The 26,396-nt window shown below is 67.5% G+C and carries 28 protein-coding genes and 3 tRNA genes; 13 read left to right on the top strand and 18 right to left on the bottom strand.

Going from position 1 to position 26,396, the window contains the following annotated elements:
* Positions 1-59: 59 nt before the first annotated feature.
* The 3 genes from ACIHA7_RS26650 to ACIHA7_RS26640 all read right to left on the bottom strand — a co-directional run bounded on the left by ACIHA7_RS26650 (position 60) and on the right by ACIHA7_RS26640 (position 1,009).
* Positions 60-242 carry a hypothetical protein gene (locus tag ACIHA7_RS26650; RefSeq protein ID WP_373889170.1) on the bottom strand — a complete coding sequence of 61 codons (183 nt, stop codon included), beginning with the start codon at positions 240-242 and terminating at the stop codon, positions 60-62.
* A 138-nt stretch (positions 243-380) separates the two neighbouring features.
* Positions 381-581 carry a hypothetical protein gene (locus ACIHA7_RS26645; protein WP_397293650.1) on the bottom strand — a complete coding sequence of 67 codons (201 nt, stop codon included), beginning with the start codon at positions 579-581 and terminating at the stop codon, positions 381-383.
* A 227-nt stretch (positions 582-808) separates the two neighbouring features.
* Entirely contained in the window at positions 809-1,009 is a 201-nt protein-coding gene (locus tag ACIHA7_RS26640) for a hypothetical protein (protein WP_397293649.1), read from the bottom strand.
* Positions 1,010-1,380: 371 nt separating this feature from the next.
* Between ACIHA7_RS26640 and ACIHA7_RS26635 the strand changes: the two genes are divergently transcribed.
* Genes ACIHA7_RS26635 through ACIHA7_RS26625 form a run of 3 tightly spaced genes read left to right on the top strand, consistent with a single transcriptional unit; the run spans position 1,381 to position 2,804 of the window.
* Positions 1,381-1,701, top strand: coding sequence for a hypothetical protein (locus ACIHA7_RS26635; protein ID WP_397293648.1), 321 nt, complete (start codon positions 1,381-1,383; stop codon positions 1,699-1,701).
* A 1-nt stretch (position 1,702) separates the two neighbouring features.
* Positions 1,703-2,320, top strand: a complete 618-nt coding sequence (locus ACIHA7_RS26630; protein WP_397293647.1) for a carboxymuconolactone decarboxylase family protein — start codon at positions 1,703-1,705, stop codon at positions 2,318-2,320.
* 46 nt (positions 2,321-2,366) lie between these two features.
* Positions 2,367-2,804 carry a hypothetical protein gene (locus tag ACIHA7_RS26625; protein WP_397293646.1) on the top strand — a complete coding sequence of 146 codons (438 nt, stop codon included), beginning with the start codon at positions 2,367-2,369 and terminating at the stop codon, positions 2,802-2,804.
* Positions 2,805-2,814: 10 nt separating this feature from the next.
* On the opposite strand, the gene ACIHA7_RS26620 is transcribed toward ACIHA7_RS26625, so the two are convergent.
* Positions 2,815-3,669, bottom strand: a complete 855-nt coding sequence (locus tag ACIHA7_RS26620) for an NAD(P)H-binding protein (RefSeq protein WP_397293645.1) — start codon at positions 3,667-3,669, stop codon at positions 2,815-2,817.
* 62 nt (positions 3,670-3,731) lie between these two features.
* Here ACIHA7_RS26620 and ACIHA7_RS26615 point away from each other — a divergent pair, with 62 nt between their 5' ends.
* A complete protein-coding gene (locus ACIHA7_RS26615; protein ID WP_397293644.1) occupies positions 3,732-4,121 on the top strand; it encodes a winged helix-turn-helix transcriptional regulator in 390 nt (129 codons plus the stop codon).
* A 59-nt stretch (positions 4,122-4,180) separates the two neighbouring features.
* Here the strand turns inward: ACIHA7_RS26615 and ACIHA7_RS26610 are convergent.
* The 3 genes from ACIHA7_RS26610 to ACIHA7_RS26600 all read right to left on the bottom strand — a co-directional run bounded on the left by ACIHA7_RS26610 (position 4,181) and on the right by ACIHA7_RS26600 (position 5,411).
* Positions 4,181-4,271 (bottom strand) — tRNA-Ser (locus tag ACIHA7_RS26610).
* A 140-nt stretch (positions 4,272-4,411) separates the two neighbouring features.
* Positions 4,412-4,870: a nucleoside deaminase gene (locus ACIHA7_RS26605; protein ID WP_397293643.1), complete on the bottom strand. Its 459-nt coding sequence runs from the start codon at positions 4,868-4,870 to the stop codon at positions 4,412-4,414.
* A 1-nt stretch (position 4,871) separates the two neighbouring features.
* Positions 4,872-5,411, bottom strand: a complete 540-nt coding sequence (locus ACIHA7_RS26600; protein ID WP_107653664.1) for a tRNA adenosine deaminase-associated protein — start codon at positions 5,409-5,411, stop codon at positions 4,872-4,874.
* A 58-nt stretch (positions 5,412-5,469) separates the two neighbouring features.
* Here ACIHA7_RS26600 and ACIHA7_RS26595 point away from each other — a divergent pair, with 58 nt between their 5' ends.
* On the top strand, positions 5,470-6,420 hold the full coding sequence (locus ACIHA7_RS26595; RefSeq protein WP_397293642.1) for a prephenate dehydrogenase: 951 nt from the start codon (positions 5,470-5,472) through the stop codon (positions 6,418-6,420).
* 33 nt (positions 6,421-6,453) lie between these two features.
* Here ACIHA7_RS26595 and ACIHA7_RS26590 read toward each other — a convergent pair whose 3' ends face one another.
* From ACIHA7_RS26590 to ACIHA7_RS26570, 5 genes are all read right to left on the bottom strand, one after another.
* Complete coding sequence (locus ACIHA7_RS26590; protein WP_107653662.1) at positions 6,454-7,071, bottom strand: putative glycolipid-binding domain-containing protein; 618 nt, start codon at positions 7,069-7,071, stop codon at positions 6,454-6,456.
* Between the two features lie 51 nt (positions 7,072-7,122).
* Positions 7,123-8,949, bottom strand: coding sequence for an ABC transporter ATP-binding protein (locus ACIHA7_RS26585; RefSeq protein WP_397293869.1), 1,827 nt, complete (start codon positions 8,947-8,949; stop codon positions 7,123-7,125).
* A gap of 53 nt (positions 8,950-9,002) precedes the next feature.
* A complete protein-coding gene (locus ACIHA7_RS26580) occupies positions 9,003-10,826 on the bottom strand; it encodes an ABC transporter ATP-binding protein (RefSeq protein WP_397293641.1) in 1,824 nt (607 codons plus the stop codon).
* Between the two features lie 313 nt (positions 10,827-11,139).
* The gene (gene fadD32, locus ACIHA7_RS26575) at positions 11,140-13,065 is read right to left on the bottom strand and encodes a long-chain-fatty-acid--AMP ligase FadD32 (RefSeq protein ID WP_397293640.1); all 1,926 of its coding nucleotides are present in this window, start codon (positions 13,063-13,065) and stop codon (positions 11,140-11,142) included.
* A gap of 105 nt (positions 13,066-13,170) precedes the next feature.
* A complete protein-coding gene (locus ACIHA7_RS26570; RefSeq protein WP_397293639.1) occupies positions 13,171-14,418 on the bottom strand; it encodes a KasA/KasB family beta-ketoacyl-ACP synthase in 1,248 nt (415 codons plus the stop codon).
* Between the two features lie 390 nt (positions 14,419-14,808).
* On the opposite strand from ACIHA7_RS26570, the gene ACIHA7_RS26565 reads away from it, so the two are divergent.
* The 3 genes from ACIHA7_RS26565 to ACIHA7_RS26555 all read left to right on the top strand — a co-directional run bounded on the left by ACIHA7_RS26565 (position 14,809) and on the right by ACIHA7_RS26555 (position 17,387).
* Positions 14,809-15,942, top strand: coding sequence for a DNA cytosine methyltransferase (locus ACIHA7_RS26565; protein WP_397293868.1), 1,134 nt, complete (start codon positions 14,809-14,811; stop codon positions 15,940-15,942).
* A 65-nt stretch (positions 15,943-16,007) separates the two neighbouring features.
* Positions 16,008-16,439 (top strand): very short patch repair endonuclease, encoded by a 432-nt coding sequence (locus tag ACIHA7_RS26560; RefSeq protein ID WP_397293867.1) that lies wholly within the window; start codon positions 16,008-16,010, stop codon positions 16,437-16,439.
* A gap of 249 nt (positions 16,440-16,688) precedes the next feature.
* On the top strand, positions 16,689-17,387 hold the full coding sequence (locus ACIHA7_RS26555; protein ID WP_397293638.1) for a DUF998 domain-containing protein: 699 nt from the start codon (positions 16,689-16,691) through the stop codon (positions 17,385-17,387).
* Here ACIHA7_RS26555 and ACIHA7_RS26550 read toward each other — a convergent pair whose 3' ends face one another.
* Positions 17,388-18,959 carry an esterase-like activity of phytase family protein gene (locus ACIHA7_RS26550; RefSeq protein WP_397293637.1) on the bottom strand — a complete coding sequence of 524 codons (1,572 nt, stop codon included), beginning with the start codon at positions 18,957-18,959 and terminating at the stop codon, positions 17,388-17,390. It abuts the gene before it with no gap.
* A gap of 119 nt (positions 18,960-19,078) precedes the next feature.
* Between ACIHA7_RS26550 and ACIHA7_RS26545 the strand changes: the two genes are divergently transcribed.
* Together ACIHA7_RS26545 and ACIHA7_RS26540 are read left to right on the top strand one after the other, a co-directional pair.
* Positions 19,079-19,471, top strand: coding sequence for a RidA family protein (locus tag ACIHA7_RS26545; RefSeq protein ID WP_397293636.1), 393 nt, complete (start codon positions 19,079-19,081; stop codon positions 19,469-19,471).
* A 108-nt stretch (positions 19,472-19,579) separates the two neighbouring features.
* A complete protein-coding gene (locus tag ACIHA7_RS26540) occupies positions 19,580-20,311 on the top strand; it encodes a maleylpyruvate isomerase family mycothiol-dependent enzyme (RefSeq protein ID WP_397293635.1) in 732 nt (243 codons plus the stop codon).
* Between the two features lie 47 nt (positions 20,312-20,358).
* Here ACIHA7_RS26540 and ACIHA7_RS26535 read toward each other — a convergent pair whose 3' ends face one another.
* Positions 20,359-20,736: a hypothetical protein gene (locus tag ACIHA7_RS26535; RefSeq protein WP_397293634.1), complete on the bottom strand. Its 378-nt coding sequence runs from the start codon at positions 20,734-20,736 to the stop codon at positions 20,359-20,361.
* A 189-nt stretch (positions 20,737-20,925) separates the two neighbouring features.
* On the opposite strand from ACIHA7_RS26535, the gene ACIHA7_RS26530 reads away from it, so the two are divergent.
* Complete coding sequence (locus tag ACIHA7_RS26530; RefSeq protein ID WP_397293633.1) at positions 20,926-21,069, top strand: hypothetical protein; 144 nt, start codon at positions 20,926-20,928, stop codon at positions 21,067-21,069.
* 45 nt (positions 21,070-21,114) lie between these two features.
* Here the strand turns inward: ACIHA7_RS26530 and ACIHA7_RS26525 are convergent.
* From ACIHA7_RS26525 to ACIHA7_RS26515, 3 genes are all read right to left on the bottom strand, one after another.
* Positions 21,115-21,187: transfer RNA gene (locus ACIHA7_RS26525), tRNA-Arg, on the bottom strand.
* A gap of 35 nt (positions 21,188-21,222) precedes the next feature.
* Positions 21,223-21,312 (bottom strand) — tRNA-Ser (locus tag ACIHA7_RS26520).
* Between the two features lie 91 nt (positions 21,313-21,403).
* Positions 21,404-22,129 (bottom strand): dienelactone hydrolase family protein, encoded by a 726-nt coding sequence (locus ACIHA7_RS26515; RefSeq protein ID WP_397293632.1) that lies wholly within the window; start codon positions 22,127-22,129, stop codon positions 21,404-21,406.
* A gap of 117 nt (positions 22,130-22,246) precedes the next feature.
* Here ACIHA7_RS26515 and hisC point away from each other — a divergent pair, with 117 nt between their 5' ends.
* Positions 22,247-23,326 carry a histidinol-phosphate transaminase gene (hisC, locus tag ACIHA7_RS26510; protein WP_397293631.1) on the top strand — a complete coding sequence of 360 codons (1,080 nt, stop codon included), beginning with the start codon at positions 22,247-22,249 and terminating at the stop codon, positions 23,324-23,326.
* 12 nt (positions 23,327-23,338) lie between these two features.
* Here hisC and ACIHA7_RS26505 read toward each other — a convergent pair whose 3' ends face one another.
* The gene (locus tag ACIHA7_RS26505; protein ID WP_397293630.1) at positions 23,339-24,409 is read right to left on the bottom strand and encodes an alpha/beta hydrolase; all 1,071 of its coding nucleotides are present in this window, start codon (positions 24,407-24,409) and stop codon (positions 23,339-23,341) included.
* Positions 24,410-25,261: 852 nt separating this feature from the next.
* Here ACIHA7_RS26505 and ACIHA7_RS26500 point away from each other — a divergent pair.
* Complete coding sequence (locus ACIHA7_RS26500) at positions 25,262-26,389, top strand: nitric oxide synthase oxygenase (protein ID WP_397293866.1); 1,128 nt, start codon at positions 25,262-25,264, stop codon at positions 26,387-26,389.
* Positions 26,390-26,396 lie beyond the last annotated feature (7 nt).

The following is a 26,396-nucleotide window of genomic DNA, read 5'->3' as shown; positions in this document are numbered from 1 at the left end:
CCACCGCGCGGTGGGGCGAGTTCGTTTACTGGCTCGACTGCGCGATGGGGCGAGTTGGTTTACTGGCTCGGCTGGGGCAACGTGCAGTCGTCGACCTTCGGGTTCACACCCATGTAGTTGAGCGGGCCCGCGATCGCCGTGACGGCGATCGTGCCCCAGCCCGCGCAATTGGTCGGGCTGCTGTCGAAATAGTGACGCTGACCGGCGGCGAGCAAGCCGACGGCCAACCAGATCAGCAACAGAAAGCTGAAGAACCGGGTACCTGTATGGCGCACTGCTCGACCGCGGGCACCGCGGTCGCGAATCTCGTGGTCGCGCATGTCGTCGCTCCCTTTCCGTGCTCCCCACCTGGGAATACCCCTCTGAGCACGGTTTATCCCCTACGGGCTCGGCTGCGGCACGTTGCAGTCGGCGACCTTCGGATTCACGCCCAGATAATTCAGCGGGCCGGCGAGGATGGTGAGCGCGGTATTGCCGAATCCGGCGCAATTGATCGGACCGCTGTCGAAGTAGTCGCGCTGGCCCGCGGCGATCACGCCGACCACCAGCCAGAGCACGACAATCAAGCTGCCAAGTCGCATCGCTGCCTCGTTCGTCGGCGTCCGTTGAGCAACATCATTATGTGGCGCGGAACGCGACGCGCCGAACGCGGCGAGGGAGCCTGCGCGCCGTCGGCGCGGCGGAGAACTCCTGCGGGGCGGCGGAACCGCTGCGCTCCCGCACCCGGCGGACCTCGCGCCCACTGCCGGGCGCGAGGTCACCGAATGGGTTGGGCCGGTGCGCTATCCGCGATCACCGGATCTGTCGACTACGGGCTGGGTTGCGGGACATTGCAATCGTCGACCTTGGGGTTCACACCCATGTAGTTGAGCGGACCTGCGATCACGGTGACGGCGATGGTGCCGAACCCGGCGCAGTTCACCGGGCCACTGTCGAAGTAGTCGCGCTGGGCCGCGGCGACAATGCCGATCAGCAACCAGACCAGGACAATAATGCTTCCGATTCTCATGTTTCTCTCGCTCATCGGTCTCGAGCGGACTGTTCGACGGCGCATGGGCCACCACGTCCTTCCCGCGTTTAGCTATCCGGCGTATACCCCGGTTCGCTCGAAATATCCGTTGCGGGCGAACTATTGCTCGCCGGCGCGCGAGCGGGCGTGTCGTCGCTGGTCAGAGGGTTGCGGCACTTGTAACCGGCCGAGACGGAGTTGGACCACGGTGCATCGGTGTCGATGCCGCGCGACGAAGGGACGGAAACCGCACCCCATCGGTGTCGCGCACCGTAATGCCGCGACCCGAGGGCACGAAGGGCGAATGAGCTTGTCCCACCGAGCCTTCCGATAGTGAGCCGTCGGCACGCCACGCGAGGGATGATGTGTCGATGGAGCGGTCGATGGACGAGCAGTGGCAGCGGTTGGGCGAACATCTCGAGTCCGCGCCGGGACGGCTACCCGGCGAGGTGCGGCGGCAGATCCGCGAGCGCGCAACCGATTCGGCCGACGGTGCCGGCATTCCCGCCGAGCTCGCCGCCTTCACCGATCTGGTCGCGCAGCGTTCCTCCCGGGTTACCGCGGCGACCGTCGCCGCGCTGACGGCGGCGGGTCACAGCGACGACGAGATCTTCGAGGCGGCCGCCGTCGCGGCGTACGGTGCCGCCGATCGGCGCCTGCGTGCCGCCCGCCGCGCCTGGGAAGGACGCTGAAATGTGGCTTACCGCAATCGAATCCGGGCACGATCGGGCGACCCGGTTGATGTTCGCCATGATGCGGCTTTTCACCAGAGGCGACGTGCCCGCGGTGCTCAAGGTGATGTGCTATCGGCATCGCTTTCTCGGGACACCCCTGTCCGACCTCACCCAGCGGGCCATGCGCGGCCCCTCGTTCTGGACCGAGGCCGAACGGGAGATCTTCGCCACCGGCACGGCGCAGACCAACGAGTGCCCCTTCTGCGCGTCGGCCCATCACGCGATCGCCAGCGCGTATGTGGACAGCAACGTCGTGCGTCTGGCCTTGGCGGCCGGCGACGATTCGCCGCTGCGCCCTGAGGCGCGGGCGATGCTCGAATTCCTCGAGCAGCTCGCCCGCGACCCGGACGGACTCACCCCGGACGACGCGGACAAGGTACGGCAAGCGGGCGTCAGCGCCGAAGCGTTCGACGAGGCCGTGTGGGTGGGTGTCACCTTCGGCGTGACCACCCGCATGATGAACATGGTCGGCGCCGATCCGTTGCAGCCCGAAGAAGCCCGGGTCGGCGCACGATTCATCAAGAGTTTCGGTTACCGGATGCCGCCACCGATTACGCTCATGTCACGCGGCACTTGACCCTTGCAGCTCGCCCGCATACCCCACCTGTCCAGGAGGTAGCACGATGAGCAGGTCCTTTCCCCGAACCATCGTGAGCGCCGCGGTCTTCGCCGCCCTCACCGTCACCGCCGCCACCGTCGGTCCGCCGGCCAACGCCGACGTGGTCTCCGTCAGCGCCGCCGTCGGGGCCGAGGGACTGCTGACCGGCTGTCGCTACACCGTGACGGCCACCGTCACCGACGCGATGATCCCGCCAGGCTCGGTGTTCTTCATGCTGGCCGGCGGGGTGATCCCGGGTAACGGTGAACGGATCCCCGGCGAGGTCGTGCACCATCCGGAGAGCAACACCGTCACCGCCACCTGGACGCCGACCCGGATCGGCTCGCAGAATCTGATCGGCATCCAGAGCGAACCGGGCAAGTACACCTCGACGAAGTTCATCACCGTCGAGGTCGTCGGCAGCGGGCTCGACACCGGCAGTTCCTGCGTGCGGATCGGTTAGCCGCGTTCCGTCAGGCGAAGTCCGCGGCGTGGTCGACGGCCCACTGCTGGTAGCTGCGGGCGGGTGACCCGGTGACCTCCTGAACAGTGGATGTCGGCTGTCCGGGTGCGTCGACCATCGCGGCGAGCCCGGACAGCACGAAGTCGGCGTATTCCGCCGGGAGCCAGGTCATCTGCTGTGCGGCCTGCTCCGGCGGAAGTTCCACCCATTCCAATGAGCGGCCGAGTGCTGCGTCGATAGCGGCGACCTGCTCGACTCTGCTCAGCGAAATCGGGCCGGTCAGTTCATATTTCGCACCGGCATGCCCGTCGGTGGTCAGCGCACGAACGGCGACCGCAGCGATATCCGCCTCGTGCAGCAGCGTCATCGATGCCGCACCGTAGGCACCGCGCACGACATTGCCCGCGCGGGTCTGCGGCGCCCACTCCAGGGTGTTCGTCGCGAAACCGTGTGGGCGCAGGAAGGTCCACTCCAGCCCGGACTCGACGATCGGTCGTTCGACCGCCGCGTGTGCCGCGCCGATCGGGTTGTCCTGCTCAACGATGTCGTCACGCACCGCGCCGGAGGACAGCAGAACAATACGATCCGCGTGCTCAGCGATCACCCGAACCGCCGAGTTCGCCACGGAGGCAGGCAAAGTGGGCCAAGTCAGGTACACGGCGTCCACACCGTCGAGTGCGCGAGCCAGCGTCTCCGGCGCGGTCAGATCGCCGGGCGCGATCTCGACATCGGCAGGCAGCGATGCCGCTTCGGGTCGGCGAACCAGTGCACGCACCGCCACCCCGGTTTCCGCCAACTGTGAAACCACTTGTCCGCCAACATGACCGGTCGCGCCGATCACCAGAATTCTGTTCGGTTGAGCCATGCGCTCACGATACGAAGGAAGCTAACTTCAGGTAAGTCCCTACCTCGAAGTAAGCTCATAGCGTGGACGTAGGTTTCCAGAGCAGCAAGCTGCCACCCGCTCCGCAGCGTGACGTATTCGACAGCGACTGCCCCGCCCGCACCGTCCTCGACAAACTGACCAGCCGCTGGGGCGTCCTCATCCTCTCGGCTCTGCGCTGCGGCCCCATGCGCTTCCACGCCCTGCGCGACCACATCGGTGGCATCAGCGAAAAGATGCTCTCCCAAAACCTCCGCACCTTCACCAATTACGGCCAGGTAGCCCGCACCGTAGAACCCACCACCCCACCCCAGGTCACCTACGCCCTGACCCCCATGGGTATAGAAGTGGCCGAACAATTACATGGCCTACTGTCCTGGGTCAGCACCAATGCCGCAGCCATAGTGCAGTTCCAATCAGACTCGGCACCCTGAGGACGAGGCAACCGGCATAGAAAAAGCCCTTCACCTGCTAGTGCAGCTGAAGGGCTTTTTGGCGGTGGCGGAGGGATTTGAACCCTCGGAGGGGGGTTACCCCTCACACGCTTTCGAGGCGTGCTCCTTAGGCCGCTCGGACACGCCACCGCCGACAACCATACCGGAATGCCTCCGGATCACTAAATCGCCAGCGCACCCACGGGCCGGGTGTGACTTGACGCACGGAAGGTGCTCCTGAAGGAGGTTGCAACCTGCCTCAGGAGGACGGACGGTGCGTCAGGTGCGGATTAGCGCTGGGTGTGGAAGAAGGTGTTGAGGAGGGCGGCGCAGTCGGGTTCCAGGATGCCGCCGTGGACTTGGGGACGGTGGTTGAGGCGGCGGTCGCGGACTACGTCCCAGAGGGAGCCTACGGCGCCGGTTTTGGGCTCCCAGGCGCCGAAGACCAGGCGGGAGATGCGGGCCAGGACCAGGGCGCCTGCGCACATGGTGCAGGGCTCCAGGGTGACGGCCAGGGTGGCGCCCTCGAGACGCCAGCCGTCGCCGTGGCGTTCGGCGGCGCGGCGGAGGGCGAGGATCTCCGCGTGTGCGGTCGGGTCGCCGAGGGCCTCGCGCGCGTTTGCCGCGCGCGCGAGTTCCCTTCCGGTGGAGTCGAATACGACGGCGCCGACGGGGACGTCGCGTGGGTCGGCCGCCGCGGCGGCGGCGATCGCGGCGCGCACCATGTCGGTGTCCGACGGGACGGTCATGTCAACGGGGGAGCTTGTCCAGCACCGCCGCTAGTTCGTCGGCGAAGCCGAGGCGTTGGGCGATCATGCCGAGCTGCTCGTCGGGGTAGAGGTCGGTCTCGGCGAGGATGACGCTCAGCACCGGCTCGGGCAGACCCAGATCGGCGAGCACGCCGAGGTCGCCCTCTTCCCACGGCTCGATGTCGTCGAGTTCGTCCGGGTCGATGTCCGGAATTTCCACGTTGAGGGCGTCGAGGACGTCCGCGGCGATGTCGTAATCAATGGCGGCGGTCGCATCCGAAACCAGCATTCGGGTGCCGCTCGGCGCGGGCCGGACGACGATGAAGAACTCGTCATCGATGTCCAGCAGGCCGAACACGGCTCCTGAGCTACGCAAGGCCTTCAGTTCGTTTTCCGCGGCGGACAAATCCGTGAGCGCGGCCTGGCTCAACGGGCTGCACCGCCATTTGCCTTCTTCGCGGACAACCGCCACTGCGAACCCTTCTACGTCGTCGTAATCATCCGACGCCGCCCTATTCGTGCCCGAGCGCTGTGCTGCCATGGGCGCAACGGTAGTCTGCCCGAGCCGAAATGTTGAAGTCGTATGCGAATCTGTTCCGGTGACTTCGACTGAGAAAGCCTCCGTTTGTGTCCTCGGCACCGGCTTGATCGGCGGTTCCCTGCTGCGCGCGGCCGTCGGCGCCGGGTATGACGCCTGGGGTTACAACCGATCGCCGGCCGGCGCACAGGCCGCACAGGCCGACGGATTCGACGTCACCGAGGAGCTGCCCACCGCGCTGACCCGGGCCGCCGCGGCGGACGCGCTGATCGTCCTCGCGGTGCCGATGCCCGCGGTCGGGCACCTGCTCTCCGCCGTCGCCACCTTCGCACCGGACTGCGACCTGACCGATGTGGTCAGCGTGAAGGCTCCGGTCGCCGAGGCGGTGCGTAAGGAAGGGCTGTCGGCCCGCTACGTGGGCGGGCACCCGATGGCGGGCACCGCTGAATCCGGGTGGGGAGCCACCGATTCCGACCTGTTCCTGGACGCCGTGTGGGCGGTCGGCGTCGACGAGGGCACCCACGTCGAGCCGTGGACCAGGGTGGTGCGGCTGGCGTTGGACTGCGGTTCGGTGGTCGTCCCGGTCGTCGCCGCCGAGCACGACCGCGCGGTGGCTCGGATCTCACATCTACCGCACGTGCTCGCCGAGGCGCTGGCGCTGGCCGGGGCGAGCGGCGGCGAGCTGGCCCTCGGGTTGGCGGCGGGTTCTTTCCGCGACGGCACCCGCGTCGCGGGCACCGCGCCCGATCTCGTGCGCGCCATTTGTGAACCGAATTCCGACGCGCTGTTGGCGGTCCTCGAAGAAACCCTCACCGTGCTCGGCGCCGCCCGCGACAGCCTGCGCGCCAACAATTCCCTGGCCGATCTCGTCGCAGCCGGACACGATGCCAGGCAACGCTACGAAACCGCGCGCCGGTGGGAAATCACCGACATCCGCCCCGGCGACCACAATTGGCTCGCGAACCTTCGGGACGCCGGGCAACGCGGCGGAGTAATCACTCGACCGGCCTGATCCCGAAGCACCACCGAAAAGCGCGACGGAAACTCAGATGCGTTCGGCGAGACCCGGGTAGTCGAGCAGGAAGCCGTCCGCGTCGACGGTGACCGTCGCGCTGGAAACCGGGGACAGCACGCTGATGCCGTCGGCGGCGCTGCTGTAGGTGAGGCTCGCTTCCTGCACCAGCAGATCGGGCAGGCGCACGTAGACGACCGGGACCTGGACGTCGTGCACCGCGTGCTGCAGGTCGAAGCGGCGGATCGGCAGCGTGTTGAAGAACGGGCTGAGCACCACGTCGACATCGAGCGCGCCGGCGAAGGTGGAGCGCACGTGGCTGCCGCCCGCGTCGACCAGCCAGTAGTTCTCCTCGTCCCTGGCGATGGACGCGTGCCGTTCACCGGCGGCCGTGGTGGTGCGCAGCGAGAGCCGCTTGGTGGCGCCACTCTCATCGGTGACCAGGTCGTAGGACGCGCTGAACGCCGGGTGGTCGTCGCACGCGCCGCCGATCATGCGACCGGCGGCGCGGATGCGATTGCCGTTCAGGGTCACCCGCACCGACTCCATCCGCGACGCGTTGTGGGCGCGCCAGGTGAGAATCGCCGGCCAACGGGAGGCCGGGGGCGTCTCGGGGCCGGAGGCCTGGCTCTCGGGGGCTGGAGTCGTCACGTATCTACCGTAAGCGACACGGGGCTGTAGCCCGCACCACACCAGCTCGCATCACACGAGGGATTCGCGCCATGCCGCGTGCAGGCTGGCGAACCGGCCGGTGCCCGCGATCAGCTCGGCCGGGGTGCCGTCCTCCACGATGCGCCCGGATTCCAGCACCAGTACCCGGTCGGCGATGGCCACGGTGGACAGCCGGTGGGCGATGATCACCGCGGTGCGCTCGCGCAGCACCGTTTCCAGGGCCCGCTGCACCAGCCGCTCGCTCGGGATGTCCAGGCTGGACGTGGCTTCATCCAGCACGATCACCGCCGGATCCGCCAGGAACACCCGAGCGAACGCGACCAGCTGACGCTGCCCCGCGGAGAGCCTGCCGCCGCGCTTGCGCACGTCGGTGTCGAAGCCCTCCGGCAGCGCCCGCACGAAGTCGTACAGGCCGACGGCGCGGGCCGCGGCGAACACCTCCTCGTCGGTCGCGTCCGGCCTGCCGAGCCGGATGTTATCGGCCACCGAGCCGGAGAACAGATAGGACTCCTGCGTGACCATCACGACATTGCGGCGCAGATCGGCGTCGGAGATCCGGCGCAGATCGATACCGTCCAGGGTGACCGTGCCCTCGGACGGGTCGTAGAACCGGGTCAGCAGCTTGGCCAGCGTCGATTTGCCCGCGCCGGTGGCACCGACCAGCGCGACGACCTGCCCGGCCGGGATGTCCAAGGAGAACTCCGGCAGCACCTGACGTTCGGTGCCGTAGCCGAACGACACGCGATCCATCAGGACCGCACCCTCGGCCTTCGCCAGCGGCGTCGGCTCGGTCGGTTCCACCACCGAGGGCTCTTCCTCGAGCACGCCGGAGATCTTCTCCAGCGCGGCGGCCGCGGACTGATACGAGTTGAACACCTGGGCGAGTTCGTCCAGCGGACCGTAGAACTCGTTGAGGTACAACAGGTATGCCGCGAGTACGCCCACCGCGAGATTGCCCTCGATCACCTGCCATGCGCCGACCAGGATGATGATCACCGTGGTCAGGTTGCCGAGCAGCCTGGTCAAGCCCGCGTAGTCGCCCATGCCGCGCATGGCCGTGGTGGTCGCCCGCTGGTATTCGGCGTCCTCATAGGCCAGCACCGACTCGTTGCGCTGCTCGCGGCGGAAGGTCTGCACCGCGCGCATACCGCCCATCGACTCGACGAACTGCACGACCACCTTGGCGATGGCGCCGCGGGTACGGCGGTAGCCCGCCCGCTGCCTGCGCTGCGCCCACCGGGTGACGAACACCAGTGGCACGAAACCGATCAGCACGATCGCGGCCAGCGTCAGATCCAAATAGATCAGCAGCGCCGCGATGGTCACCACCGAGAGGATCGCGCTCAACGCCTGGTTCAGCGCGCTCTCCAGCAGTTCCTGCAGCGTCTCGATGTCACCGGTGAGGCGCGCGACGACCTTGCCCGAGGTGTACTTCTCGTGGAAGGCGACGCTGAGCCGCTGCATGTGCGTGAACGAGCGCACCCGCAGGTCGAACAGCACGCTCTGGCTGAGCCTGCCGGACACCCGCAGGAACAAGAAGGTGGTCGCGATGCCGAGCAGCACCGCGCCGAGGTACCCGCCGACCGTCCAGGTGAGCGGTGCCCAATTCCCGTTGCGCCCTTCGGCTATGCCTTTGTCGAGCCCGTACGCGACGAACAGCGGCGCCGAGACCATCGCGGCGTTGTCGACCACGATGAGCACCAGCGCGAACGCCGCCAGCTTGCGGTAGGGGCGGACCAGGTCGAGCAGCAGTCGGCGAGAACGCTCGGCCAGCACCAGGTTTCCGGCCTGGGTGACCTCCTTGTCCTCGCTGGCGATGCCGCGCCAATCGGCGGCTTCGTCGCGGGGCTTGTCCAGAACCGTCGAATTCGCTGTGCCGGTCCCCTCTTTCGACGTGACCGTCTCCGTACTCACTGCTGTTCACCTCCCATCAGGTCGCGGTATCGGCTGCTGGTGCGCAGCAACTGGTCGTGCGTGCCTTCGGCGACGATCCGGCCCTCGGCCAGCACCGCCACCCGGTCGGCCAGCGCCGCCGTCGAGGGCCGGTGCGCGACCAGCAGCGTCGTCGCGCCGGCCAGCACGCTGCGCAGCCGCTCCTGCACCCGCTCCTCGGTCTCCACGTCGAGCGCGGACAGCGGATCGTCGAGCACCATGATCCGGCTGCTGCTGCCGGGGCCCGCCCCGCTCAGCACGGCGCGAGCCAGCGCGAGCCGCTGGCGCTGGCCGCCGGACAGGCTGAGTCCCTGCTCGCCGATCCTGGTGTCGAGTCCCCACGGCAGGTTGTCCACGAACTCGGTGGCCTGTGCGACGTCGAGTGCGCGGCGCACATCGGCGTCGGTGGCGGTCGGGTCGCCGAGCGCGACGTTCTCCCGCACGCTCGCCGAGAACAGCACCGGCTCCTCGAACGCGACCGAGACGAGCGAACGCAGATCGCTCAGCCGCATCGACGCGATGTCGATGCCGTCGATGGTGATCACACCGCCGGACAGGTCGTAGAGCCGCGGAATCAGGTTGAGCAGGGCCGTCTTTCCGCTGCCGGTCGCGCCGACCAACGCAACCGTCTCGCCGGGCCTGATCTTGATCGAGACATCGTTCAGCACCGGCTTTTCCGCGTCGGGGAAGGCGAATTTCACGCCCTCCAAACGCAATTCGCCGACCATCGGCTCCGGCAAATTCACAGGGTCGGCGGGGTCGGTGATGTCGACCGGGGTGTCGATGATCTCCCAGTACCGGTCCCCCGCCGTGCGGGCGTCGTTCAGCTCGGCCAGCAGGAAACCGGTCCAGATGATCGGCCACTGCAGGAAGTTCGCCAGCGTGATCGCCGCGACCAAGGTGCCAAGCGTCATCGAGCCCTGCACCACCGCGTAGCCGCCGTAACCGAGCGCGAACGCGATCGCCAGCTGCGGCAGGCCCGTCATCGCCGACCACAGCCGCGCGTCCAGCCGCACCTTGTGCAGTTCGGTCTGCTGCAGCTCGCGTGACTGAGCGAGGAACCGCCCACCGAAGAACGCGCCGCGCCCGAACGCCTTCAGCACCCGCACACCCTGCGCCGACTCCTCGGCGATGGTGGCCAGGTCGCCGGACTGGTCCTGGGACTTCCGCGAGGCCACCGAGTACTCGCGCTCGAAGCGAATGCAGATGTAGGTCAACGGAATCGAGATGATCGCGAAGATCAGCCCGACCTGCCAGCTCAGCCACACCAGCACCAGCAGGCCGACCGGGATCAGGATGATGTGGATGATCAGGAACGGGCCCGCGAACGCGACGAAGCGGCGCAGGGTGGCCATGTCGTCGACCGCCCGGGACAGCAGCTGACCGGACTCCCAGGCCTCGTGCCGCCCGATCGCCAGCGACTGAAGTTTGCGAAAGATCTTGGCGCGCATGGTGATCTCGACCATGGACGCCGGTTTGGACACCAGCCAGCGGCGCCCCCAGACGCCGAGTGCTTCCAGCAGGCCGAGCACGAACACCAGCAGCACCGGCGCGACGGCCGCGCCGAGATCGCGCTCGGCGATCGGCCCGTCGATGATCCTGGCGATCACCAGCGGGATCACGATCGCGGTCAGCGAGGCGAGGACCGCGAGCGTGGTGGCGCCGAGCAGCGCGCGCCGATACGGGCGCACGTAGGGCCAGAAACGCCGCAGCGAATGCAGGCGGCCCGGCACCGACGCACCGGGCCGCTCCGGTCTGTCGGCCTCCGGATCCACCGTCGCGACATCAAGTGCAACTGACATAGTTCCCCCTCGAGGTCTGTGGATGGCAGGGTCGAGAACCCGGACACTCGGTGATGTTCGCATCGAGGTCCGACATCTCAGGGTTGCAGCATCGCCCGGATCGGCCAACTGGTTTTCCGGGCCCACCGATACCCCGGCGGCGGCGTTCGTGCTGGATATCACGGTCGGACCGCAGGCAGCGACAACCTTCATGAGGCAAGCCAACAACCTCGAGCAACCTCGAGGTCAAGAGCACCGCGACCACAAACGACCTCGGCGCCCACATCGTGGGCGCCGAGGTCAGTGCATTCGAGTGTGCGAACGAAACGCGGCTCTAGCGAACGCCCGCGCTCTCCCGCTCCGCCAGGGGGGCGTCCGGGAAGGCTTGCTGCTGGTATCCGCCGCGCAGGGTGCCGTCCAGATACGCGGCCCGGCAGGCACGTCGGGCGATCTTGCCGCTGGAGGTCCGCGGGATCGACCCGGCCGGCACGAGCAGCACATCGCGCACGGTGACGCCGTGCCGCTGTGAAACGGCCGCCCGCACCGTGTCCGCGACCGGCCCGGTTTCCAGCTTGCCCGCGCCGGTGTTGCGTTCGGCGACGATCACCAACTGCTCGGAGTTGTCTTCGGCGTCGAACTTCAGCCCGGAGTGACTGCCCTTCTCGAAGACCAGCGCGGGCAGCTCGTTGGCGGGCACCGAGAAGGCCGCGACGAAACCGGGCCGCAGTGCGGTGCTGGATTCCTGCGCCGAGAACTCCAGATCCTGCGGGTAGTGATTGCGGCCGTCGACGATCACCAGGTCCTTCACCCGGCCGGTGATGTACAACTCGCCGTCGAGGTAGGCACCGTAGTCGCCGGTGCGCATCCAGTGCGCGTCCTCGGGCGTGCCCTCCGCGTGGCTACCCGTCGGCTGCCGGGCCGCCAGTTTGGCCTGGAAGGTGGCCACGGTCTCCTCGGGACGCCCCCAGTAACCGATGCCCATGTTCTCGCCGTGCAACCAGATCTCGCCGACCTCACCGTCGGCCCGCTCGACGCCGGTCTCCGGATCGACGATCGTCGCCCACTGCGACAGCGCGACATAGCCGCAGGACACCTGCGCGATCGAGTTCTCCGCGCCCTCCTCGACCTGAACCATGCGGCCCGAATTGAGCTGGGCGCGATCGACATACACGACCCGCGCCTCGTCCTCGGCCTTGGTCGCGGACACGAACAGCGTCGCCTCCGCCATGCCGTAGCAGGGCTTGATCGTCGTCTTCGGCAACCCGTACGGCGCGAACGCCTCGTTGAATTTCCGCATCGACGACACCGATACCGGCTCGCTGCCGTTGATCAACCCGATCACATTCGACAGGTCGAGCTCTTCGCCCGGTTTCGGCTTGCCGCGCGCCGCGGCGTGCTCGAACGCGAAATTCGGTGCCGCCGCGAACGTTCCGGCACCGTCGGAGGCGGCGGCCAGTTCTTTGATCCAGCGGTACGGCCGACGGACGAACGCGCTCGGCGACATGATGGTGATGAATCCGCCACCGACGGTCGGCAGAATCACACACAGCAGACCCATGTCGTGGAACAGCGGCAGCCAGGTGACGCCGCGCGAATTCTCTTTGACACCGATCGCATCGATCATCTGCAGCAGATTCGTGCCGACGGCCCGGTGCGTGATCTCCACGCCCGCAGGCGTTCTGGTGGAGCCGGAGGTGTATTGCAGGTAAGCGACACTGTCGATATTGATATCCGGGCGCACCCACGTCGCGCCGACGCTGTCCGGAATCGCTTCCACCGCAATAATTCGCGGCCGCTGTGCCGCGGGCAGATGGCGGAAGAAGTTCCGCACACCGCCCGCTGCGGAGCCGACCGTCAGAATCGCGGCGGGCGTGCAGTCGCTGAGCACCGCGGTGAGCCGGTCGGTGTGCCCCTGCTCCTCCGGATCGAACAGCGGCACCGCGATATTGCCCGCGTAGACGGCGGCGAAAATGGAGACGACATAGTCGAGCCCCTGCGGTGCCAGAATCGCTACCCGGTCACCGGGTTTGGTCACCTGCTGTAGCCGGGCCGCGACGGCCCGCAGCCGGACGCCGAACTGTCGCCAGGTCAGCTCGTGGTACTCGCCATCGCGTTCCCGCGAATAGTCGATATAGCGGTAGGCGAGGTCGTCGCCGTTCTCCGCGCTGTGCTTGTCGACGAAGTCGATCAGGGTCTTGTCGCCGCGGATTTTGATATTGCCCTGGTCGTCCAAATAGTCGTCGAAGGTCTCGTCGATCATCGCCTTATCCTTTTGCCAAAGCACGCACACAGCCGTGCAGTTACACCGAACACAGGTCGATAACGAAGCGTCGGGAAGGCTAGCAGGTGCGCAGCCTTCCGACGCTCAGTACCGCCCGAAGGCGATCGCCACGTTGTGTCCGCCGAAACCGAACGAGTTGTTCACGGCGTAATCGATCCGACCCGGCCTGCTCTGCCCCTTGACCACATCGAGGTCGATCTCGGGGTCCTGATTGTCCAAATTCAGGGTCGGCGGGACGATTCCGTCCCGAATGGACAGCACGGTGATCACCGACTCCAGCGCACCGACCGCGCCGATCGAGTGCCCGAGCGCCGATTTCGGCGCGTAGACCGAGGTGTGACTTCCGATCGCAGACGAAATAGCCTGCGCCTCAGCGGTATCCCCGATCGGTGTGGCGGTGGCGTGCGCGTTGACGTGGGTGACGTCCTGCTTCGACAGCCCGGCCTTCTCGATCGCCCTGGTCATCGCGCGCGCGGCGCCCTTGCCCTCCAGATCGGGCGCGACCAGATGGAAGGCGTCGGAGGTGATGCCCGCCCCCATGATGCGCGCGTGGATCGTCGCGCCGCGGGCCTTGGCGTGCTCCTCGGTCTCGATGATCATCATCGCCCCGGCCTCGCCGAACACGAAGCCGTCCCGGTCCTTGTCGAACGGGCGCGAGGCACTCTTCGGATCGTCGTTGCGGGTGCTCATCGCGCGCATCATGGTGAACGCCGCGATCGGCACCGCCTGGATGGAGCCCTCGACGCCGCCGGTGACGACCATGTCGGCGTCGCCCATCACGATCATCTGCCACGCGTTGGCGATCGCCTCCGAGCCGGACGAGCAGGCCGACACCGGCGTGACCACGCCCGCGCCCGCGCCGAGTTCGATGCCGACGCACGCGGCCGACCCGTTGGGCATGATCCGCTGCACGGTCAGCGGTGAAATCTTGCGGTAACCACCGTTTTTGATCCGGTCCCTCGCGTCGACGATGTACTCGCCGCCGCCGAGGCCGGTGCCGATGGCGACGCCGAGCCGGGTCTTGTCCACCTCCGGGCTGCCCGCGTTGCGCCACACCTCGCGGCACAGGACCGTGGCCATCTGCTCGACGTAGGACATGTTGGACGCCTCGACCCTGGTGAGGCTCTCGGCGGGCGAGACCTTCAGGTGCCCGCCGATGCGGACCGGCAGTTCGAACTGTTCGATGAAGCTGTCCTCTAGGACGTCGATCCCGCTCTCCCCGTTGAGCAGGCCTTTCCACGTCGAGTCGATATCGCCCGCGATCGAGGTCGTCGCCGCCAAGCTGGTGACCACGACGCTGGGAAAGCTCCTGTTTTTCGAAGGTATCTGCATGTTCGCTCACTTTCCCTAGCGTGACGACTAAGAAATTTGTCGAGCCCAAAACCTTGTGGAGCACAGACGCTGTGGAGCAAATGCGTTTCGCATGCGGACGCGCCGCCGAGCACGTGGGGCGGCATCCGCGCGGATAGCGCTGGAGCGCAGGCGGATCAGCCTGCCGAGCCTGTCATCAGGGCCACGCACGTGATCGGCCGATGAGCATTATCGAGCAGCAGCAGACCGATCATGTTGCTGACACGCGGACGGTACCAGGCCGCCTTCGCGGTCGCTTCGTCGCGCCGTCATGGCGGTGTTCGCGAACGGCAACCGGCAACTCGAGTAACCTCTGCCGGGCACGGGGGAACCGAGGACGCGGAGAAGGGACAGTCGGTGACGGGCGCGCGGATGGTCGGGCTGTTCGCCGGGATCGGCGGGCTCGAGCTCGGCCTCGCCCGCTTCGGCTGGCAGTCCGAGCTGCTGTGCGAGATCGACGCGGGCGCGCAAGGCGTGCTTGCCGCCCGTTTTCCCGATGTGCCACTGCATTCCGACATCACCGGTCTGCGCGCGCTACCGGCGGGCACCGAACTGGTCGCGGCAGGCTTCCCCTGCCAGGACCTGTCCCAGGCCGGGCGCACCGCGGGCATCACCGGCAAGCGGTCGGGCCTGGTCGACGAGGTGTTCCGGTTGGTGCGCCGTAAGCGCGGGCCGCGCTGGCTGCTGATCGAGAACGTGCCGTTCATGCTGCAGCTCGGTCGCGGCGCCGCGATGCGGCACATCACCACGGCCTTGGAAGAGCTCGGCTACACCTGGGCCTATCGAGTGGTGGACGCACGCGCGTTCGGCTTGCCACAGCGGCGTCAGCGGGTGCTGATGCTGGCTTCCCGGACCGAGGACCCGCGCGGGGTGTTGTTCGGTGAGGACGCGGGGCCGCGGATCGTCGGCGACCCGGACCGCGATCCGTGCGGGTTCTACTGGACCGAGGGCGTGCGCGGGCTGGGTTGGGCGGTGAACGCGGTGCCGACGCTGAAGGGTGGGTCCGCGCTGGGTATCGCCAGCCCGCCCGCGGTGCGGCTGCCGTCCGGCGAGATCGTCACACCCGGACTGGTGGATGTGGAACGGCTGCAAGGCTTCGAACCCGATTGGACCGCACCCGCGGGTGACGTGCCGGGTATCCGGCAGGGGCATCGGTGGAAACTGGTCGGCAACGCCGTGAGTGTGCGGATGGCCGGGTGGGTCGGGTCCCGGCTGGCCGCACCGCTGCCTCCGCTGCCCGGTGATCAGCCATTGCCACCGGGAACACCGTGGCCGGTGGCGGCCTGGGGACACAACGGGGTCGCCCATCGGGTCGCGGTGTCGACCTGGCCGGTGCACGAGCCGTACGAGGACCTGCGGAACTTTCTCACCGATTCGCGCCTGCTGTCCGCGCGGGCGACCGCGGGGTTCCTGCGCCGGACAAGCATGGGCAGCCTGCGGTTTCCGCCGGGGTTCCTCGATGATGTGGAGAGTCATCTCGATCGGATGGGCGGCTGGGCGGCATGAGCGACTCGCGGGACGGTCTCGACGACGCGCCCGACGACGCGCAACAACCTAGTGACCTGCGGCCGATCGGGCGCGCACCCCGCCCGACCACCGATGCGGCGACCAGCGCACGGATGGCCCGGCAGCGGCGCAGCGGGACCAAACCGGAGCTCGCGTTGCGCAGAGAACTGCACCGGCGCGGGCTGCGGTACTTCGTCGATCGGGCACCGCTGCGCGGGCAGCGGCGACGAGCCGACCTGGTGTTTCCGCGACTACGGGTCGCGGTGTACGTCGACGGCTGCTTCTGGCATCGCTGCCCACAGCACGCGACCGATCCGCGCAACAACGCGCAATGGTGGGCCGACAAGCTTGCCGGAAACGTGGCGCGGGATCGGGCGACCGATGCGGCACTGACGGCAGCCGGCTGGCAGGTCGTTCGCGTGTGGGAGCACGAAGACGCCGTGGCCGCCGCCGATCGAGTGCAGGCCGCGCTGGGACGCCGGCCTAGCGGGACCTGACCCGGACCAGGGTGCGCGGTGCGTGCGCGGCGAGGTAGCTCGACGCCACCATCACCGACATCACGGCTACTCCGGCGGCGGCTGTTGCGAAGCCGATCATGTGGGACCTCCTTGGGAACGCTTCCCTGTCAGCCTGTCGGTCGAACCTGACAGGAGCCTGTGTGCTGGTTGGCAATGGCGTGTGTTTGCCGACGCGCTGACCTACCGTTCGATCATCGGCCCGGTGGCAGGGAGGAGAATGGATCCGTGATGAATAGCCAGGAGGTCGCCGAGCGGCGGGTGCGGATGGCGTCCCTGGCGATCGCGGTGGCGATCCTGGTCGCGGGCGTCTGTTACTCGTCCTGGGTGCTCGAGTTCTTCCTGAAGGTCGACGTCGATCCGGTCAACTCGTTCCTCAGCGAGTTGGATGCCGAAGGCAAGCCCTACCGTGCGGTGTTCGCGACCGCCGACAAGATCGTCGGCGCGCTGCTCATCCCCGCCGCGATCGGCGGACTGCTGGTTTTTCCACGGCGCCGGTTCACCACGATCGGCTGGGTCGCGCTGCTCTGCTTCGGTGCCGCGACGATCGCCGATGTGTTGCTGCCGCTGCAGGACTGCACGGCCGGCGACAGCGCGTGCGGTGGCGAAAGCGAACTTTTCCCGCAGTTGCACCAACCACACGCGCTGTCGAGCACCATCGCGGTCACCTCGATCGCCGTCGCCACGTTCGCATTCAGCCTGGCCGCGTTCCGCTATCACCGCTGGCGGATCCTGCGCGAAGCCGGACTGGTCGTGCTGGTGGTCGGGTCGGCGGCGACCGTGTGGATGCTGGTCGCCGACAACCTCTCCGGCGATTACGCGCTCGGGATCGCCCAGCGGATCCAGGTCGGTGCGATGTCGCTGTGGCTGATCACGTTGGCCGCCGCGGTGATGCTGGAGGGCCGAGAGTGGACCGATCGCGGCGATTAGCTACTTCACCGTCAGCTTGACGGTGTGTTCCGCGGTCTTCGCAGGCAGCTTGGTGGTGTCGACGAATAGGATCTCGCCGCTGTCCTGCACACCATTGGGCAGCGTCTTGGGCTTCAGCGCGAACGGCGGCTGCTCGCCCTTGCTACCGGCCAGGCCGAAGTCGCTGTCGTTGGCGATGTAGAGCGTCTTGCCGCCGTCCAAGGTGGCGACGCCCTCGATCTTGTCGTGGCCGAAGAACTCTCCGTCGGCGTCGAGTTCCTTGACCAGAGCGGCGAGATCGAGGTTCGCGGTCTTGGCGGCCGGGGTGACGCCCGCCTTGGTCAGTGCGGCGACACCGTCGGCGGTCGAGACCGAGCCGACCAGCGCCTCCAGCGGCTTGCCCTCGATCTGCAGGCCGCGTTCCGGATCGTACTGCGCGCCAGGCACCTTCGCGTCGGGGCCGACGTCGGTGGCGCTGGCGATGTCGACGGTCCACAGCTTCTTGTCCGCCTTCGGCGCCAGGCTGCCGTCGCGCTCGTCGATCAGGAAGGTGGTCGCGCTGAGCGCGGTGATCTCCGAGTCGGCGACCTTGCTGCTCTTCGGGTTCTCCAGCGGGACAACGAACTCCTTCAGCGCCTTCGTCTGCAGATCGACGGTGACGATGCGGGTCAGCGGTGTCTCCTTGGCGGAACCGGTGAGGCCGGGCGTGTTCAGGCCGCTCTGCATCAGGCCGACGAGGGTGCTGCCGTCCGGGGTGATGGTCAGGCCTTCCATGCCCTGGTTCGGCGTGCGCAACGACAGTTCCTTGGGCAGGCCGGATCCCGGTGCGAGCCGCTCGATCTCGGCACCCTTGGCGTCGAAGTGCACCAGGAACGGGCCGTATTCGTCGGAAACCCAGAAGGTTCCGTCGGGCAGCGCGACCAGGCCCTCCGGATCGAGGCCGTGATCGGTGGGCGGCAACACATTTCCGGCCAGGTCCTTGATGGTTTCGCCGGTGTTCGCGGCGACATCGACCTGGCCGTTGAACGGCACACCTGCCGCGGTGTGCAGGTCGATGCTCGATTGCAGCACCGCTCGGGTGCCGACCAGCTTGAACCGGCCGATCTTGGGCACGAAACTCGGTATCGGCGCGAGCTTCTCGTTCTTGCCGGGGCCGTCCACGTTCGGACCGCGGTCGGTGAGCCCGTAGAACTCGTCCGCGCTGCCCGGCACCGGCGTCCACGCGGAGCCGAAACCGCTGCCCTGCACCGTCGTTCCACCGAACTCACCCAGCGGCGGAATGTCGGTGGTGTACAGGCGCACCGCGTCGGTGGTGGTCACCGTGAAAGTGTCGGAGCCGCGGTAGCCGGCGTCGGGGGTGTAGACCAGCGCACCGTCCACCCGGCGGCTCAGCTTGCCGTGCTCCGGATCGGCGATGCGGACGGCGGCGCTGCCCCCGGTCTTGTCGAGCAGATCATCCAGCGAGATCCCCAGCGGCTGATCCGCGGTCGCGGTGAAATCCGCGGCCGAACTCGCGGAGGAACAGCCGGTAGCCAGCGCGCCGACACAGAGGACGGCGGCGGCGGTGACGCGAGGACGAGAATGAGCTTTCACCGGGACTGCCTACCCTGCCGATCCGACTTCCGGTCGACGCGCAGGTGACAACTCGGTGTCGAACATCGGCGTTGCTGGCCGTTGACTGCCCGGTCGAAGGCGCATGCGATGCTGTCGCCATGACCGCACGCGTGAACATCTCCTCCGGCTCCGAGTTCGAAGATATCGTCGGCTACAGCCGCGCCGTCCGAGTCGGCAACCACGTCGCGGTCAGCGGCACCACCGCCTCGATCCCCGGCGGCGGCGCGGTCGGCGGCGACGACATCGGCGAACAGACCAGGGAAACCCTGCGCCGCATCGGCACCGCCCTCACCGAGGCGGGCGCGAGCCTCGCCGACGTCGTGCGCACCCGCATCTTCGTCACCGATATCGCGCGCTGGCCCGAGGTCGCCAAGGCACACGCCGAGGTCTTCGGGGACATCCGCCCGGCCACCGCCATGTATCAGATCAGCGCCCTCATCACTCCCGCGCTGCTGGTCGAGATCGAAGCGGACGCGATCGTCGCCGAGTAGTCCTGCTTAGTCCTGCTCGAGCGACGCCGCGGCCACTCGCTACCGAGGCACCCCGTAGATCACGAAGAAGCACGGCGGGGTCTGCCGGAGATCGCTAGGGTCAAATCTGTGACCAGTGCTGCTTTGGAAGGCCCCGTCTCGCTCGACATACTCGCCGAGGCGACCGATCGTTTCCTCGACTCCGTGCGCAAGCTGAGCAACGACGACGTCAACGAACCGTCGCTGCTGCCGGGCTGGACCCGCGGACATGTGTTGGCGCACACCGCGCGCAACGCCGACAGCTTGCTCAACCTGCTGCTGTGGGCGCACACCGGGGTGGAGATCCCCCAGTACGCGAGCATGTTCCTGCGCGATTTCGACATCGACGCCGGAGCGCCCCGCCCCGCCACCGAACAACTCATCGACAACGAAGCGGCCACCAAACGCTGGTTCGCCCTGGCCAATTCGTTCGCCGACGACACCTGGCACGCGGAAGTCCGCACCCGCCAAGGGCGGCCGATCCCCGCCAGCGAAGTGCGATGGATGCGCCTGCAGGAGGTGGAGATTCACCACGTCGATCTGAACGCCGGATACACCCCTGCCGACTGGCCCGCCGCCTTCGTCGCCCGGGTACTGCATCAGGCGACCGTCGACATGAACCGAATCACCGCCGCCGCAACCGAACCGGTCCCCGGCTTCGAGCTGCACGCCACCGACACCGACTTCCACGGCATCGTCGGCGCCGAGGCCCCCACCCGCTCCGTCAGCGGTTCCGCGTCGGCGATCGCCGCCTGGCTCATCGGGCGCTCCGATGGTTCCGACCTCACCGGTGAGCTGCCCGAGCTGCCCGCCTGGAAGTAGCGCAATCCGACTGCGTCAGTTGGGCATTCCGAAGGCGAGTGGTCCGATCAGCGGAAGGTCTCGTACAGGCGAGCGTCGGTGGCGATGCCGAAATGGCCGGTGATGAACTCGTTGCACTCGGCCCTGGGATGGGTTTGCGTCGCATCCATCTCAGGGTGCGGGCCCGCGTAGGCGTGGCGCTGGCTCGACTGCCGGTACGGGCCGATCCCCACACCGCCACGGGTGACGAACACACCGATGCAGTCGGCTTCCACGGTGAAAAACCCGTCCCCGCCGGGGCAGAAACCCGTCGCCCCGGTCAACGACCGATCGAGAACACAATCCCTCGGCTCGGCCACCGCCGCACCGGCAGTCACGATGGCCGCGGCCGCCGCGACGCCGATGAGGGTCGAACCAGTGATGACGCGGCGCCAGATAGCTGCCATTTCGATCTCGGTTCGTCAGTCCTTCGGTGCAATGTAGCGGCCGACCCCGCCGCACCCGATCACCTTCGCTGCCCCCACTTCCAGTGGCAGCGCGACGGCAGAGCTGTTCGGGTTGGGCGACCGAACGGCCCGGGGGACGGTTACCTACCCCCGAGGCACCCGCTCTCAACTGGCCCCCTGGGCACGCGCATGATCGAGCTGCGCGACTTGTCAGCATCTGTGCTGGGCTTTCGCGCTTCAGCGCGTCGCACGCCAGGTGAGCACCCAACTGCGGAGAAAGTGCGGGACGACGGCGAGATTGCGATCATCACCGGTGAAGCGGATGTGCCGTGAAATGATGAAAGCCCTGGCAGTTGGACCGCCAGGGCTTTCATCTTGTGCGGCTGAAGGGATTCGAACCCCTAACCTTCTGATCCGTAGTCAGATGCTCTATCCGTTGAGCTACAGCCGCATGGGTATTCAGTTGTGTACCGGTTGCCCGGGTTGTGGCGGAGGCGAGAGGATTTGAACCTCCGGTCCCCGTGAAGGGACAACTCATTAGCAGTGAGTCCCATTCGGCCGCTCTGGCACGCCTCCTGGAGCCTTCTCTTCGAGGGCACCGGTCCTTTCGAACCGCCGAGCATGAAGATTACAGTAGCCGTTGTCCAGATCGCAAAACGGCTGGTTATCAGCGTAAGTTGCTGTCGAACCAGTCGAAAATCCGGGTCTGTGAGTCGACCAGGCCGTTGTCGTCTTCGGTGGCGGGGTGGTCGGCGCGGTGGCGCAGGCCGGGGTAGCTGACGACCAGGCTGGCCACCGCAGCCCGGCCGGTCGCGTCGCGTAGTCGCTCGACCTCCGCGGGCGGGGTGGCCGGGTCGTCGGTGCCGAACAGTCCGAGCCACGGCGCCTGCAGGTGCGGGGCGACGCGGACGAGGGCGTCGGCCTGCTCGGTGAGCGGTTCGATGATGCCGGGCGCTGCGACGCTGACCGCGGCGCCGACCGGGCGGTTGGTGGCGACGAGGAACGCGGCGGTGCCCGCGGAGTCGAAGCCGAGCACGCCGATGGTGTCGGGGAACACCCCGTGCCGGGTCAGCCAGTCGAAGCAGGCGTCGAAGTCGTCGAAGAGCTCGTCGCCGAACACCTCGGCGACCGACTCGCGGCTGGACCGGTGGAACAGGTTGGGCGCGACCACCGTCCAGCCCTCGGAGGCCAGCGAGTTCATCAGCTCGAGCAGCGCGCCGGTGAACTCGCGGGATTCGTGCAGCATCACGATGCCGCCGCGGGCATTGCCCTCGGGTTCCACCACGATGATGGGCACCTGGGTGTCGGCGGCCTGATGTTTCGAGCCGGTCTCGGGTTCGGGCGACGGGTCGTCGCGGCGCAGGGGGGCGAGGTCGTTGTAAGTGCCCGACATGAAACCAGCGTAGGGCGACTTCTTGATCTTCGGTAGAAATTGCTGTTGGGGGCCTATCGACCACAGATTTTCCGGTACGCGGGCCATGCTTTGCGCTCGGCCACCTATGGTTGGTATGTGACAGCGTCAACCCGGCCGGATCTCGACTCGATTCCGGCGTATGTTCCCGGCCGCAACCACCCCGGCGCGGTAAAGCTCGCCAGCAACGAGACCACCTTCGGCCCGCTGCCCGCCGCGGCCAAGGCCATCGCCGAGGCCGCCGAGCTGGCCAACCGGTATCCGGACAATCTGGCCCTGGAATTGCGCGCCGCGCTGGCCGAGTTCCTCGGCGTCGCGCAGGACAACGTCGCGGTCGGCTGCGGCAGTGTCGCGCTGTGCCAGGAGCTGGTACAGATCACCTGCGACGCACCGACCGACGAGGTGCTGTTCGCCTGGCGCTCGTTCGAGGCCTATCCGATCGTCACCAAGGTGGGCAACGCGACCGCCGTGCAGGTGCCGCTGACCCCGGACCACGTGCACGATCTGGACGCGCTCGCCGCCGCGGTGACCGAGCGAACCAAACTGATCTTCGTCTGCAACCCGAACAACCCGACCGGCACCGCGGTCGGCAAGGCCGAGCTGACCCGCTTCCTCGACTCGGTGCCCAAGCGGGTGCTGATCGTGCTGGACGAGGCGTACTTCGAGTACCTGCGGCTGGCCGAGGACGACTACCCGAACGGTATCGAGCTGGGTCGCACCCGCCCCAATGTGGTTGTGCTGCGCACCTTCTCGAAGGCGTACGGCCTGGCCGGGCTGCGCGCGGGCTACGCGGTGGGCGATCCGGCCGTGATCACGGCGCTGACGAAGGTGCACATCCCGTTCAGCGTCAACCGGGTCGCGCAGGCCGCGGCGATCGCGTCGCTGGAGGCGCGCCACGAATTGCTGGACCGCACCCACGCTCTCGTGCTCGAACGCGAGCGGGTGCGGGACGCGCTGCTGGCCGTGGGCTATCAGGTGCCGCCGAGCGAGGCCAACTTCGTCTGGCTGCCGCTGGGCGCGCGCAGTGTCGAGTTCGGCGAGGCCAGCGCCGAGGCAGGGGTGCTCGTCCGGCCCTACGGCGGCGACGGGGTGCGGATCACCACCGGCGACCCGCACGAGAACGACCTGTTCCTGAGCTTCGCCACCGATCCCGCAGTGCTCGAACGCTTCTCGATCTAGACCGCGGCCGGGTCAGACACCGAGAGCACCCGCCATGACCGGCCACGACCGGACCAACTCGTCGGCCCAGTACGGCCACGAGTGGGTTCCGGTCGGCCGGAAGTGCGCGGTCACCGGAATGCCGAGGACGCGGAGTCGATCGGCGAGGCGGTGCGTGCAGATGTTGGTCGCGGCCTCCAGCGGGCCGCCGAAGCTGATGGCGGTGGCCACGTCGACGTCGGGGTTGCCGGGGACGTCGTGGATTCCCGGGATACCGCTGCCGACGGACATGTAGATCGTCTTGCCGCGCAACGCTTCCGCGTGCAGCGTCACGTCGTGGTCCAGCCAGGCGGGGTCGTCCTGCGGGCCGAACATGTTGTCCGGCTCGCCCTGATAGGTGGCGATCACCGTCCTGGCTTGCGCCTGACCGAGGTCGGTGCCCATGGAGAAGCATCCGCTGTGCGCCGCGATCGCGGTGTACAGCTGAGGGTTCCGGAACGACAGCATCATCGCGGCCTCGGCGCCCATCGAGACGCCCATCACGGCGTTGCGCCCGTTGCCGTTGAACTTCGCGTCGATCAGCGGCGGCAGCTCGCGGGTCAGGAACGTCTCCCACATGTTGGTGCCGAGCACCGGATCGGGCTTCTTCCAGTCGGTGTAGAAGCTGGCCGGGCCGCCGACGGTCAGCACGACATTGACGTCTTTGTCCTCGAAGAACCGATCGGCATGGCCCATCTCGGTCCAGTTGTTGCTGTCGGGGCTCGCGCTGCGACCATCGAGCATGTAGACGGTCGGGCGGGGCTTCGACGTGTCCCGCGGCAGCAGCACCTGCACCTCCACGGCGCGGCGCATGGCGGGCGACTCGACGAAGACGCGCAGCCACCGATCGTTGATCGGTTCGATGCGGTCGATCGCCGGTTTCGCGGCCCGGCCCGTGGTCGGCTCGGCCGGGGCCGGGCCGTCCGAGGAGCCGGTGCTTGGTTTGGGTGCATCCGAAGGGGCCGCCGACAACTGGGGAGCGCCGAACACCGCGGCACCGGAAACCAGTGCCGCACTGACCAAGACGCTGGAAACCCAGCGCCGCATTCTGCGCCGAGACAGCATGCGACCCATCCTGCCAGAAATGCGTGGATCGATCGGATGGCCATAGCGAGTCGCCATAATGTGTGACCAGGGCCACGTTTGCGGTTCGGCGCGGGAGTATTCGAGCCCTGCCAGGAGCGTTGCAGCACCGCCGACCGCTCGATGGCGAAGGCGGCTACCCAGTGGGTCGCAAAACATCCGGCGATCCTGTTGCCGAGATCACTCGCATCCGTAGACAGCCCGTGTTGCCCGCTGACATCCGGGGACACGACTTGGCTCCGTCGACGGCCGCGTCGCCCGCCGACATCCGGGGACGTGACGTGGCGTGGGCGCTGCCGCACCCTGCGGCATCCGGGTGACACGGCCGGCGCGTACAGCGCCCCACCCCACGGGGACACCGCAAAGAGGGCCATCCGCCGCGTAGCAAACTCCTGGTACGCGAACCCCTACCCCGTCAATGGGTCTCGACGCCACTCGATTTCGGTCCGCGACGTGGCCCGACCCAGCAAATCCAGCAAATCCGGGCACACCACCAGCACACCCGCCGTACGCTACTCTCCGGGCCTCTCCCGGGCATGAACAAGGACGCACATGATCGTGGATCCGCACTATCGGCACCGAGCTCGCCGCGCTGCGCTTATGCCCAGCAAGCGGACCGGCCGCTCGGTACGCACTCGCGACAGCCCACGCCGGTCCGCACTCCTCTTCGAGCCGAAGCTAATTCGCGGCATCACCCTGCGCACCCCTCCGCGCGGACCACCGTGGGGCCACGGTGTCGGCCGCGCGCCCGTAACGAATTCTCCCGCTCGAACTTGTCTGTTTCACCGCAGTACCGATGCCCGACCGGAGAAAACCGTGAACCCTGTGTTACCCGTGCCACCGTTCGAAAACTCCCCTGACACACAGCCTTTCAGTAACGATCTGAAACGCCGGCTCCGTGAGTGCGACGAATTCTTCCGCATGCCCGAACTGGCCCATCTGTCGTCCCAGCGCCGCCGCACCGCGCTGGAGCAGCTCGAACAGACCGGCGGCTATCTGCAGACCGCCGAGGAGATCCTGATCGGCGCCAAGCTCGCGTGGCGCAACCACGCCCGCTGTGTCGGCCGAAAACATTGGCGCTCATTGAAATTGCTCGACGCGCGGCGCGTGCGGTCCGCGCGTGATCTGGCCGAGGTCTGCTGGCAACATCTGCAGATGGCCACCAATGGCGGCGCTATTCAATCGATGATCACCGTCGGACCGCCGCGTCAGCCCGACGGGCGCGAGTTCCGGATCGTCAGCCCGCAGCTCATCCGCTACGCCGGTTACCGCAACGGCGACGGCACGGTGACCGGTGACGCGGCGAATGTGGCGCTCACCGAGTTCGCGAGGAAGCTCGGCTGGCGCGGCGCCGGAACACCATTCGACATTCTGCCGCTACTGATCAGCACGCCGGACGAGCCGATCCGCTGGTTCGATATTCCGCCCGAGCTGGCCCGCGAGGTGGAGCTGGAGCACCCGGAGTTCGAGTGGTTCGCCGGGCTCGGCCTGCGCTGGCACGCGCTGCCCGCGGTCTCCAATATGAACCTGGAGGTCGGTGGCGTCACCTACCCGTTCGCGCCGTTCAACGGCTGGTATCTGGGCGCGGAGATCGGCGCACGCAACCTGAGCGACACCAACCGCTACAACATGCTGCCGCTGATCGCCGAAATGATGTGTCTGGACACCCGTTCCGAGCGCACGCTGTGGCGGGACTCGGCGCTGGTCGAACTCAATCGTGCGGTGCTGTACAGCTTCCGCAAAGCGGGGGTGTACATCGTCGATCACCACACGGTGGCCAAACAGTTCTGCGATCACGTCAAACGGGAGGAGGCCGCGGGCCGGACCTGCCCGACCGACTGGAGTTGGATCAACCCGCCGATCTCGTCGGGCCTGACCCCGACGTTCCACCGGTATTACGATCCGCCGGACCCCGACATCCGCCCCAACTTCGTCCGCCGGGATTTCAGCGCAGACGAATGAACCGGTC

The sequence above is a fragment of the Nocardia sp. NPDC052316 genome (genome assembly GCF_044547795.1).
Classification (GTDB): Bacteria; Actinomycetota; Actinomycetes; order Mycobacteriales; family Mycobacteriaceae; genus Nocardia.
The sequence above is the reverse complement of the archived record's forward strand: the minus strand, read 5'-3'. Positions and strand labels throughout refer to the sequence as shown.